Annotated in this window: 15 protein-coding genes and 1 pseudogene; 7 read left to right on the top strand and 9 right to left on the bottom strand. The window is 25.8% G+C overall.

Going from position 1 to position 11,251, the window contains the following annotated elements:
* A partial coding sequence (locus ACRC8M_RS13210; RefSeq protein ID WP_438529562.1) for a type IV toxin-antitoxin system AbiEi family antitoxin domain-containing protein occupies positions 1 to 570 on the bottom strand: 570 nt, incomplete at its 3' end.
* 263 nt (positions 571 to 833) lie between these two features.
* Between ACRC8M_RS13210 and ACRC8M_RS13205 the strand changes: the two genes are divergently transcribed.
* Positions 834 to 1,421 carry an AAA family ATPase gene (locus ACRC8M_RS13205; protein WP_438529561.1) on the top strand — a complete coding sequence of 196 codons (588 nt, stop codon included), beginning with the start codon at positions 834 to 836 and terminating at the stop codon, positions 1,419 to 1,421.
* 58 nt (positions 1,422 to 1,479) lie between these two features.
* Positions 1,480 to 1,707 (top strand): hypothetical protein, encoded by a 228-nt coding sequence (locus tag ACRC8M_RS13200; RefSeq protein ID WP_438529560.1) that lies wholly within the window; start codon positions 1,480 to 1,482, stop codon positions 1,705 to 1,707.
* A gap of 10 nt (positions 1,708 to 1,717) precedes the next feature.
* Here the strand turns inward: ACRC8M_RS13200 and ACRC8M_RS13195 are convergent, their stop codons facing one another.
* A complete protein-coding gene (locus tag ACRC8M_RS13195) occupies positions 1,718 to 2,728 on the bottom strand; it encodes a replication initiation protein (protein ID WP_438529559.1) in 1,011 nt (336 codons plus the stop codon).
* Positions 2,729 to 3,637: 909 nt separating this feature from the next.
* On the opposite strand from ACRC8M_RS13195, the gene ACRC8M_RS13190 reads away from it, so the two are divergent.
* The 4 genes and pseudogenes from ACRC8M_RS13190 to ACRC8M_RS13175 all read left to right on the top strand — a co-directional run.
* Positions 3,638 to 3,946: a plasmid mobilization protein gene (locus ACRC8M_RS13190; RefSeq protein WP_438529558.1), complete on the top strand. Its 309-nt coding sequence runs from the start codon at positions 3,638 to 3,640 to the stop codon at positions 3,944 to 3,946.
* Positions 3,936 to 4,826, top strand: a complete 891-nt coding sequence (locus ACRC8M_RS13185; RefSeq protein ID WP_438529557.1) for a relaxase/mobilization nuclease domain-containing protein — start codon at positions 3,936 to 3,938, stop codon at positions 4,824 to 4,826. Before ACRC8M_RS13190 ends, ACRC8M_RS13185 begins: the two co-directional genes overlap by 11 nt.
* A gap of 24 nt (positions 4,827 to 4,850) precedes the next feature.
* The gene (locus tag ACRC8M_RS13180) at positions 4,851 to 5,333 is read left to right on the top strand and encodes a hypothetical protein (protein WP_438529556.1); all 483 of its coding nucleotides are present in this window, start codon (positions 4,851 to 4,853) and stop codon (positions 5,331 to 5,333) included.
* 189 nt (positions 5,334 to 5,522) lie between these two features.
* Positions 5,523 to 5,726: pseudogene (locus ACRC8M_RS13175) on the top strand (Tn3 family transposase); the annotation flags it as partial.
* Between the two features lie 108 nt (positions 5,727 to 5,834).
* On the opposite strand, the gene ACRC8M_RS13170 reads toward ACRC8M_RS13175, so the two are convergent.
* From ACRC8M_RS13170 to ACRC8M_RS13145, 6 genes are all read right to left on the bottom strand, one after another.
* Positions 5,835 to 6,584, bottom strand: a complete 750-nt coding sequence (locus tag ACRC8M_RS13170; RefSeq protein WP_438529555.1) for a GLPGLI family protein — start codon at positions 6,582 to 6,584, stop codon at positions 5,835 to 5,837.
* A 188-nt stretch (positions 6,585 to 6,772) separates the two neighbouring features.
* Entirely contained in the window at positions 6,773 to 7,168 is a 396-nt protein-coding gene (locus ACRC8M_RS13165; RefSeq protein WP_438529554.1) for a thiol-disulfide oxidoreductase DCC family protein, read from the bottom strand.
* A gap of 3 nt (positions 7,169 to 7,171) precedes the next feature.
* Positions 7,172 to 7,534, bottom strand: a complete 363-nt coding sequence (locus ACRC8M_RS13160; RefSeq protein WP_438529553.1) for a DUF3887 domain-containing protein — start codon at positions 7,532 to 7,534, stop codon at positions 7,172 to 7,174.
* A gap of 4 nt (positions 7,535 to 7,538) precedes the next feature.
* On the bottom strand, positions 7,539 to 8,288 hold the full coding sequence (locus ACRC8M_RS13155) for a hypothetical protein (protein ID WP_438529552.1): 750 nt from the start codon (positions 8,286 to 8,288) through the stop codon (positions 7,539 to 7,541).
* Positions 8,289 to 8,416: 128 nt separating this feature from the next.
* Positions 8,417 to 9,088: a hypothetical protein gene (locus ACRC8M_RS13150; protein WP_438529551.1), complete on the bottom strand. Its 672-nt coding sequence runs from the start codon at positions 9,086 to 9,088 to the stop codon at positions 8,417 to 8,419.
* Positions 9,089 to 9,140: 52 nt separating this feature from the next.
* Positions 9,141 to 9,467 (bottom strand): hypothetical protein, encoded by a 327-nt coding sequence (locus tag ACRC8M_RS13145; RefSeq protein WP_438529550.1) that lies wholly within the window; start codon positions 9,465 to 9,467, stop codon positions 9,141 to 9,143.
* Positions 9,468 to 10,127: 660 nt separating this feature from the next.
* On the opposite strand from ACRC8M_RS13145, the gene ACRC8M_RS13140 reads away from it, so the two are divergent.
* Positions 10,128 to 10,988, top strand: coding sequence for a nucleotidyl transferase AbiEii/AbiGii toxin family protein (locus ACRC8M_RS13140; protein ID WP_438529549.1), 861 nt, complete (start codon positions 10,128 to 10,130; stop codon positions 10,986 to 10,988).
* Here ACRC8M_RS13140 and ACRC8M_RS13135 read toward each other — a convergent pair.
* The coding region (locus ACRC8M_RS13135) for a hypothetical protein (protein WP_438529548.1) at positions 10,966 to 11,251 on the bottom strand (286 nt) is incomplete at its 5' end. The genes ACRC8M_RS13140 and ACRC8M_RS13135 overlap by 23 nt on opposite strands.

The following is an 11,251-nucleotide window of genomic DNA, read 5'->3' as shown; positions in this document are numbered from 1 at the left end:
TGCTTGATGATAAGGATAAGTAAAATTCATTTTTGTATAATATTTTAATAGTTTTTCTACATCAATTAACTCTTTAGAATTATGATAGGCTTCTAAAACTTGAGTAACTCCACCTGAGTAGAAAGGCTTAACTGTAATGTCGATTAATGTTCTTTCTAAATCAGTAATTAGATACATTTCTTTATACCTCTCTAATCCTATTCTATCATAAGCTTGTCCATTTAAATAATATATATTATAACCATCTATTTTAATACTATTTGAAGCTATTCTAGGAGGCTTATTAAATACAATATCTATAGCATTTTGACTAAGATTGCTTTTCTGATACGTTCTAGTAGGGCGTTCATAAGTAAGATAGATATTTTTAGGAATTTGCTCAGTTAAATTATGAATATACACAGCAGAATAATGACTAAAATAGGAAGATCTCGACTTTGTATGAGTTAAGTCAAAAATATCATATTTTTTATCAGGGAAATAAAATAAGTTACTATGATTCTTTACTCTACTAATTAATTTATTACGGATTAGATAATCGATAATATCTTCTCTACTTAGACTTCTCAATCCATAAATATAATTAATGGAAGATATCAGACTATGTGATTCTTTACTACTTAAAACAGGAAAAGAATTAGTCTTAACATCTTCAAAAACAGAATGTATTGAACTAGAACGCTTATTTAATTTTTTTAAAATTTCATTCATTTCTGATATATATATTACATATATGTAATATATATTTCACAAAGTTAGTTATTTTTTTTCATAAAAACAAGAGATTATTAATTATATAATTATATATTTGAATAATTATATAATTATATAGAATGGCAAAAGTAATTCTTGTAACACATCAAAAAGGAGGAGTAGGTAAATCTACATTAGCTTTTAATTTGGCAGCAAATATTAGAGAAAGTGCTAAAGTATGCTTGATAGATTTAGACGAGCAAGGCTCTTTATTAAATATAAAAAAGGCTTCTGAAGTTCCAATTTATGAAGCTTCAAACTTAAAGGAGTTATTAAAATCGGATTATGATTTTATTTTTATCGATACACCTCCATATTTAACAAATCAGTTGAAAGAATTATGTGATTTAGCAAACGTAATTATCATTCCAACAAAGGCGGGAATTTTAGATTTACTTGCAATAAAATCTACAATAGAAATTGTAGAAGAATCAAACAATGGAAACAAAGCTTTGATTGTATTTAATATGGTAAAACCGAATACAACTTTGACCGATGAAATAAAATCACATTTGGGAGATTATGACATAAAAGTTTCAAAAAATATGATTTCAGATTTAGTAGCTTTTTCGAGATCTATTTTAGTAAATGGAGTAGAGGAAAATAATAAAGCTCAAAAGCAAATTGATAATTTAACCAAAGAAGTATTAACATTATCAATCAATTAATTTTATATAATTATATTTTTATGTAATTATATAAATATATAATTTAATATTTATATAAATGGCAAAACAAGATATTACAAATCTAATTAACGAAGTTAAACAGACTGAAAAAAAGACATCAATTCAGAAAGTTGTTCCGATAAAAGAGAAGAAAATTGAAACACTATTTTCGGTTTATATTCCAACAGAAAAATTGAAACAATTAAAGTTGCTTTCTGTTCAGAATGGAGTAAGTATAAAAGAGCTTATCAATTCAGCAATTGATGAAAAATATTTTAACAAGTAGATCTAAAAATCTACTTGTTATTTAGACCGTATTTTTGTTCAAAAATCTGCTCTGCTTTTTTCTTCAATGACCCAATAATAAATCCTTTTGGATTATCTGCATTCGAAGCAAAAAATCGAATATCAACAAGAAAATCCAAAAGAGCTTCTTCGGACATATTATTGTAGAGATTTTCAAATAAATTCAAATTATTATTTAATTCTTTATCTGTAAAATTAAAATTATGGATTAAGAAGTCATAAATATTTTTTGGAATAAACCATTTATTTGACATTTGTTTATTCAATCTCTGTTTCTTCAGATTTTCATCTTCAAATTGAGGTTGATAAATAGGAACAAAGTGAATTGATGTAATTTTTCTGCCTGTTTTGATTGGTTCGTAATGAAAAGTGTACGGACTTCTCGAATCCAATTCTTTTTTTGCAGGAACAATAACCTTATTGATAAAGTTTGCAGTCAATTTATATTTATCTCCAAGACCAAAAATTTCTTTCAAATTTTCGATTGAATAATTAATAGGAGTTTTTTTATTTGATAGTAATTCATAAAATCTCATAGAGTATTCACTTTCGAATTCCATCGCAACTTTCAATTCATATTTTCTGAATCCTTTTGAAAAATCCATAAAGCATTCTGCGATCATTGGAGAAACTCTAAATGAAGCATAAGAATTACCTCCGTTTTTCGTGATTTCTGGACGCTCAATTAAATTTAGAGATAACCAGGTTTTATTGTCTTCGTATTCGATGATTTTTTTCTGGAGAGATTTGAAAGCATTTTTTATCCTGGTGTAATTTTCATCTTTTTCATTTACTAAAATACTACTCAATGGAATTTGAAAATCATAATCATTTTGAGTTGTAATTTGAATACTATATTTTTCGTTCAGTTTTTTACCTTCGATTAGGAATTGAAGAATTTCAATAATCCTATATAAGATACGTTTTTCATAAACAGAATAATCATATTTTGCAGTTGTCAAAATATAAGATTGTAAAACTTCTTTATTGGTTATTTTCATAGAATTAAAATCTAACTATTACTTCATGAATGTAAATATACAAACTATTACTTTTAAAATCAAAAGTAATAGTAGCCATTCCAAAAGTAATATTAACGACTATCAAGAACATTCTAAAAGTAATAGTAGACCATTCCAAAAGTAATAGTTAAGAAAAATATAACTACTCTATAAAGCTGACTATGAATTATATATTATACTTTTCACGGAAATCGGTAAGTAATGTATAACAAGCTATGTATATTAAATACAAAAACATTATGATTTTTTAGTTTATAAGGAGTCATTTTTCTTTGAAAAATTGACTTTTCGGAGCTCGTTTGACTCGTACTGTTTTCGTTGGAGTGAAAAAAACAAAAACAAAAACAAAAAAAAGGAAATAGCAGACCGCAGGTCGCACCAAGGGGGGCGGGCGGATTTTTATTTTTGATAAAATTTATCTACTTTAATTAATTGATTTTTAATTCATTAATGTATTTTTGTTGCTCAAATTTAATGTTTAACCATAAATTTGAAAGCGAAACGATTTTAAAACGGCTTCTTTTGAGGTCGTTTTTTGCATTTATAAATTAGTTCTTATCATTTCGTTGTTTAATGTATTTGGATCTTCTGAGCGTTAAATAAAAGGTGTCTACGAAGGTGTTTTGTTATTTTATTTTGAGAATGTTTTGGTTTATTTTTCACCTGAATTATGAAAGGAGTTTCTATTATTTGGTTGAAAATGAGTAAAAAAAGAATGAAAAAAGTTTTAGAATTTCGGAAAATTGGTTAATTTAGAGAAAGTTAGAAAGTAGAATAGGTCGAGATGTGTGTTTGTACGTACAAAATGGGCATAAACTGCCCTATTTTTCACGTCAACACTACTCTCGCATTCTCCCGATGGTCGAACGATTTTTTTAAGTTTTTAAGATGAATAAAACCAAACGAATTGAAATCCGATTAACTCTTTTAGAAGAAAAACTTTTAAAAGTTAAAGCAAAGGAAACAGGTCTTCCTGTTTCAACCTATGTTCGAAATTGTGCATTGGGTAAAAAATCACCCAAACAATTAAGCGAATCTGAATTGGAAGTTTATAAAGAGCTCAAAAAATTTTATAATAATTTTTCGTCTATTTCTAATCTTCTGAAGAAAGGCGATTATGGAAGTATGCTTTCAGAAATCGGTATTCTTCAACAAGAAATGTTGGTTCATTTAAAAAAGATCCGTCATGATAAGTAAAGCCAAAGCAACCAAAGGAAGTGCAGCTGCTATTGATTACATTATGAAGGAAGAAAAACAATCCTTTGAATTGTACCGAAATGATGTGATTGGAAAAAATGGATCTGAAATTCTTTCAGAGTTTAGAGAAGTACAGGCAATGAATGAGAATTGTTCCAACAATACGTTTTCGATTGTTCTTAGTCCGAATAATGATGTCGTTCATACTCGTCAAGAATTATTGCGTTATACGCAAGATCATTTGAAAAATTTAGGTTTAGAGAATAATCAGTGTATTGCGTATGTTCATCAAAATACAAAGGCAACTCATGTTCATATTATTGCCAATCGTATTGATGAAAAAGGAAAGGCTTTGGATGATTCTTATATTGGGTTTAAGGCTCAAAATTCTGCTGAAAAGATTGCACTTGAAAATGGTTTAAAAACAGCGAAAGAGGTGCGACAAGAGAAGGTAATTGAACGAGTTTTAGAGAAAGACTTGAACAAGGAATTGAAGGCTGATATTTTGAAAAAGCATAATATTTCGGTGAAGCAATCGAATACTTTTTCAGAGTATATGCAGAATATGTATGATAGGGGATGTCGCATAAAACCAACCATTAATAAAGGTGGAAAGTTGCAAGGTTTTCGGATTTATGATAAAATGAGTGGACTTGATTTTAAAGCTTCTGAAATTCATAAGAGTTGTGGAATGAAAAGTATGATTGAGAAAGGGGTTTCTTTTAAAGGAATAACGATGCAGACTGAAATTGTGAAGGGGTTAACTAAAGAAATTGTTACAAAACCGGTGGAAGTTTTATCGCTTTTGCAACCGGCTATTAAAATAGCAGATATGGCTATCAAAATTGGACGTTCGATTGACAGAGGAATGTCGTTATAAATTTAAAAAATTAGCATTATGAATATGACCAGTCAACAACTTATGAAAATGATTTTAGAAGAAAGTGAAATTATTTCGGATAAAATAAAAAGATTAGAACAGTTATCTGCTCAAATTGAACAATCGAATCAGCAGTATTTGAACGAGCTTAAACGAACGGATATTAAAGTAGATCGTTCTGGAGTGGATCAAAGTGTTGGAGAATTGGAAAGAGTGGCTGAAAAAACAAAAAAAGCAATTGAAAATACACAGAAAAGGTTTAATGTAGTGTTGTACTCAGTTGTTTTTTGTGCGATTGGATTAGCTGCTTTGTTTTTTACGTTTAAGTTTGGATTTCAAGTAAAATCGGAGATTAGAAATGAATTTTACAATGAATTGAATAATGAGAATAGAATTTTATCAAAAGAAGATGCTCTTTTTATTCAAAAGTTCAGAAAATGGAAATGGAAAAATCCAAAGGATAATAAAAAATTGATGATAGAAGTCGAAAAAATGGAGGTCAATTGATATTTTAATTTCAAAAATAAATGGTCAAAATAGCAGTACTCCTTGTATAACAAAAGATTCTTTCAATTCATTATGTAACATAGAAAATTAATCATTTTAATATAAAATGGTGCATCAAAATAATACTTTATTAAAAGTATAAAATTCTGCTTGGGTTGTACGTTGTCTAAATTATTTTGACAACGTACAACAGCTGCTATTGTTTTATGGAATACAGTTTATATTGAAAAAGCAGTAGAACATTTGAAAGAACAAGGTGAAGAAATTAATGAAGAATTACTTCAGCACCTGTCCCCCTTAGGATGGGAACATATTCACTTAACTGGAGATTATGTGTGGAATAATCAAATAAAATTGAACAAAGGAGAATTTAGACCACTAAGAAATTTATAAAGTATTTGTTTTATCTATTGTAAAGATGTTAAACTATAAATAAAATTGTTAACCCTGTTTTTTATACTTTTCGTCGACTGACCCCTATAGATATTCTTAAAAGATATTTTAATCTAAATCTACTCTATCTTCTTTTGCATTTTGTTGAAGTTTTTTTATTTCAGAACGAAATTCTTCACTTGAAACTATTTTTGCTTTTTTTGAAAATTTAACTTTCACTTTTTTGTTTTTATTTGACATTGAGTTTATTACATAATGTTGATTAACATTATTAATATTAAATTCAGCCTCTGCTATTAAACCAGGTAAACCATGTAATAAGTAAGGTCCATTATCTAAAAGAATATCATTAAAAAACCAAGCAGTAACAGGATTATTACCTATATATCCTATAGCTTTTGTTGCCTTTTTTGATAAAATATATTTCACGTCTTCTTGTATTTCCCATTTTATTATAGGAATAGCCTCCTTAATAATAAATTTTTTACCTAGAATATCAATTTCTTTTAAATATTCTTTTTTATTAATAAACTTATAAGTAGGAAGTTTATCGAATGCAAGCATTTCTTCAACAATTAAACTTCCTTCATTTTGACTATTATTAATTTTTGGAATTAATTTAAAAATAGATATAGAGTCATTTGACTCTAAAGAATAATCTAAAATTAAACCTTTATCTAAAGAGTTTTTTAAATAAACTTCAGCTTCTTTTCTTTCTTGTACAGGAATTTTATTCAAAAATAAATCAATATCAAAACTTAAAGAACACGAATATGTTGCCTCAATATAATCATTTTTTTGAGCAAAAGTAATTGAACAAGATAATAAACAAAAGAATAAAAAAACAATTGGTTTCATAGGTTACTTTTTATAAAAAAAAATTACAAATCTTAAAAAGATATATATAGAAGACAACAAAGTTATATTGTCGAAAATAATGTTTAGAATATAGTTGTTGTCGTTAATATATTTGTTATATATCCACGATACGGGTATTAATATTATAATGATTAGACTTAAGTAATTAAGTATATTTATTATTTTATTCATAGTATAATTTTATCTCTTATATTTTTAGGAGGAATAGTACAATTATTATTAATTATATTCTTTCTATTCTTGGAAATGATATTATAAAATAAGTCGTTTATAAATTTTGGAAATATATTTAAAAGTATTTTTAAAAATATTAGTTTATTATTTTCTTGGCTTAAAACTCTAAAAACATCAGACCTTATGTATGTATTTTTTTTAAATATCAAGACTAAAGTCTTATTTATTAATTCTGTATCTATATTGTATAAAGAAATTAATTCTTTACCTTGAACACTTGTGTTAGAGATAAAAACAACAGAATTATTTATATCATTTTTTGCAAAAAAAAGAATAGTTTTGTTACAAAAACCACATTCTCCATCAAAAAGGACAATTTTTTTTTCCATATATTATTTTTCTTCTTCAAAATAGATACCATCAACTTTAGAGTTGTTGTCTAATGATAGAAAAAATAAATAATTTTTTTTATCTAGGTATATTTTATAAATATTAAAAGAATCTTTAGAAGAGTCATATTCAATTTTATTAATTTTACCAGAAACCTTCATTAGGCTGGAAAAAAAAGAAATAGCATTTTCTTTAGGTAAATCATTTTTCATTTCATTATTAAAACTTTTAAAAATTTCTTCAAAATGGCTATTATTGAAGTTATATTCAAATGTTTTAATGTATTCTTCAAAAGCATTATTCTGAATTTGAGAAAAAGAAATTGTTGATAATGACAAGAATATAGTTAAAATAAAATTTTTCATTTTTTTATATTTTTTTAAAATTTAAGTATTTAGAGTTAAAATAAAACATCTTATTTCTCATATAAGATATTATTTTTGACCATTCGTTATTAGTGATAAAAAAACCATATATCATTATGAAAAGGATTTCAAAATCATATATCATCATAAAGAAGTAGATTCCTAAATGTAGAAGTAAACCACTTACTAGTAAAATTTTTCTAAAGTTTTTATTCCAAATTAATATTGGAAAGAATAATTCAAAAGCTAGAGTAAAATATGTAGAAAAAACAATAAAGATTATGTTTTTAGAAAAAATATAATTAAATGGACTTGAATATCTTTCTAAATTTAAAATATAGTAATTAGCAACTCCATTATACCACATGTCAGAATGAATTTTATGAATAAAAGAAATGAAGTATATTAAACATAAATGAATCATAATAGAGTAACAAGCTAAATTACTAGCTAAGTTAGATATTTTGGATTTTATAGGATTACTCTTATTTAAAACAAAATAACTATATGAATTAGTAAATACCATATATAAGCATATGAAACTAAGTAAATTGTCACCTCCGTTACTATATAGATATGAAAGTTCATTATTAAAATACATCAATATATATAAAGCCAATGAGGTAATCCATCTTCCTATTCCAAAACCAAATAAAATAGCAATTAATATGGTTAATAATATTATTAAAGGATAATCTCCTATGCGATAATCTAAAAAAGGTAAGATATGTAGGACAGGACTCTTAGCTACCATTAAATCACCGTAAAGTAAAGAAATAGAAGACCATCCCAAATACATTTTCTTTAGAATATGAAAGCTTATAAATATTCTGAATATAGGAAGATAAATATTAAATATATTTTCATTCGATAAAGAGTTAATTATTCTATATATTTTTCCCATTTATTTATTTTTAAATTATATAAATTACTTTTGAAAAATGGATAACTTTTATGTTTAAAATTTGAAGAGTATCTATCTTGAAACTTTGGTAATTCTTCAGCACCAATTATGATTTGCAATGTATGATTATCTAAATTTTTAATTTTTGAAATCATTTTTGCATGATTTACAAGAGTCAATATATTTGGAGATTCATTAAAATCATCTCGGATACTATTTATGTAGTTTCTATAACAATCTTCATCATTAAGGTTTTTACAATTACCTTCTAATGTATAAACTTCATAACTTTCTCTTAATAAATCACCTATTGGGCTTGAAGTGTTATGGATTATATAATCTAATGTGGATAAATTATCATCTTTCAAATAATTATTTACACGATTTTTATGAAGATTTTCAAAAACCTCATAAACAATAAATTCATTGGAATTATTGTTTGAAGTATATATGTAATAAAGTCTGTCGTTATAATCAGGAGCAGGAGCGAAAAAACCCCATCTTTGATAAAAAATTTCATCCCATTTTTTATAAAGTTCGTAATTATGTACTATGGGTACACTTGTGTCAGGTAAATTAAAAAAGAAATTTAGACACCACCATGAAGCAAAAATAAAGAGTATAAAGACTTGTTTTAATTTTAGAACCATTTTATTTGTTTATTTAAAAAGAGAAAGGCTTTTGACAAAATGGTTTATAAATTTATAATTTATTGTATTTAACTTCTTTTATAGATTTTTGATTTAAGTTTAATGATACAATAGCATCTTCAGCTGCAGATAAAGGCCATAAAGCTACAGCAGCGTATACAACTTCTCTAGATGATTTTTGCCAAACTTTAACGGCAGCTCTTCCTACTGCAGCAGTTGCTACTTCTAGATCTTGTTGTTCTTCTATAGTGTTTTGAGACGTAATCTCTTTGTAATTTGACATGTTAGACAATTCTTGCATGTTTTCATTATGATTTTTGAATGAAAATAAAGAGAAAGTCCCTAAAATTCCTGTAACTAATAAGATAGATTTTTTCATAATTTTTTAGTATTAATTTTTGTAAAAGCCTTTCATGCTAAAATACTTAAATAAAGTAAGTAAAAAAAAAAAAATAGCAGCAAATAGGAAAACTTATCTATTTAAATACTTAAAATGGATATATTACACAGTAATTTTAATAATTGTGAAAATAAATCTATATATAATTTACTTTTTAAAATTTTCAACATATAAAGAAAAAGATTTTAGTAATTTCTGATAGGTTTAATTCTTTTTTTTGGAGAAAATATTTTTAAAAGCCTAAATAATTTCATTTAATACCTGAAAGTAGAAGAAAGATAATATATGAATTGATAGAATAAGAAGTTTTTAGAATGTGAAACAATTCTATCTTTACTCTAATATCCGAGAAAGAGAAGATATCAGAATCGACGAACTTGTACAAGAAAAAAAGGGAATTGAAGAGAACTGAAACCACCAACCTCTATTGAAAAAATAATATCTTTAATGAAAAATAATCTACTTTACATAATCATTATTATCTACCTAAATTATTTAGGCTAAAATATTGATTGCGTGCAAGTGCCGTTTTGGATAAATGATTTTAGGTTTGAAAATCCTCTGAAAGACCCATTCTGCCGTTTAAACAGCATATCCAAAGCGGACAAAAAATGTTTTTGATTTATATTTGCCGAAGGTATGGAAAATATAAATGATATAAAGTTAGCAACGTTAAGAGCATTAATGAAAGATGATATTTTAATGTCTGGATTAGTTTTAAAAGGAGGTAATGCTCTTCAATTAGCATATGACATTACAGATAGGGGATCTATCGATATTGATTTTTCAATGGAAAAAGATTTTTCTGAACTAGATTATAAAAGACTAAATAGAGTTATATCAAGACTTTTATCAGAAGAATTTTCATTATTAAATTTAATACCGATTGATGTAAAGTTATCTGAAAAGCCTAAGAATGGAAGTATTCCTGAATGGAAAGGGTATTTATTAGAGTTTAAGTTGATTGAGAAAATTGTAGATGAAAAGTTCTCTGATATATCAGCTAAGAGAAGAAATGCTTTAGTTATCCAGGATAATCATTCTACAAAGTATACAGTAGATATTAGTGCCTATGAGTATATTGAATCTGCAACAAAAAAGGAGATTGATGGAATAATTTTGAGAGTTTATACTCCAGAAATGATTGTTATTGAAAAATTTAGAGCAATATGTCAATCTATGAAAGAGTATAAAGAAATTGTTTCGTCTGCAAGACAGAAAAAAAGAGCAAGAGATATTTATGATATTTGGAATTTATTTGATAATTTCTCAAATATAGAAAATAGAATAACGAAAGAATTGGTGATAAATATTTTTTCTGCAAAACAAGTTCCTATTGAGTTTTTGGATAAAATAGAAAGTTTAAGAGAACCATATAGAGAAAATTGGGAGACGGTAAAAGCAACTTTGTCTGAAGGGAATAGTTTAGAAGATTACGATTACTATTTTAATTTTATTATTGAAATTATAGAGAAAATTAAATCCCTTTTGGATAAATAATATTCCATTCATCAGAAAACTCTTGATGTAAAATGTTATATGTTAGGTAGAATTTAAAATCGTGACTAAAATATTTAAAAAGTTTATAATCAGATATACCTACTTTTTGTAAATAAAAGCCTATTGCTTGATGATAAGGATAAGTAAAATTCATTTTTGTATAATATTTTAATAGTTTTTCTACATCAATTAACTCTTTAGAATTATGATAGGCTTCTAAAACTTGAGTAACTCCACCTGAGTAGAAAGGCTTAACTGTAATG

The organism is Cetobacterium sp., assembly GCF_051653945.1.
Taxonomy (GTDB): Bacteria; Fusobacteriota; Fusobacteriia; order Fusobacteriales; family Fusobacteriaceae; genus Cetobacterium_A.
Note: the sequence above shows the minus strand (reverse complement) of the source record. Positions and strands in the feature narration are given on the sequence as shown.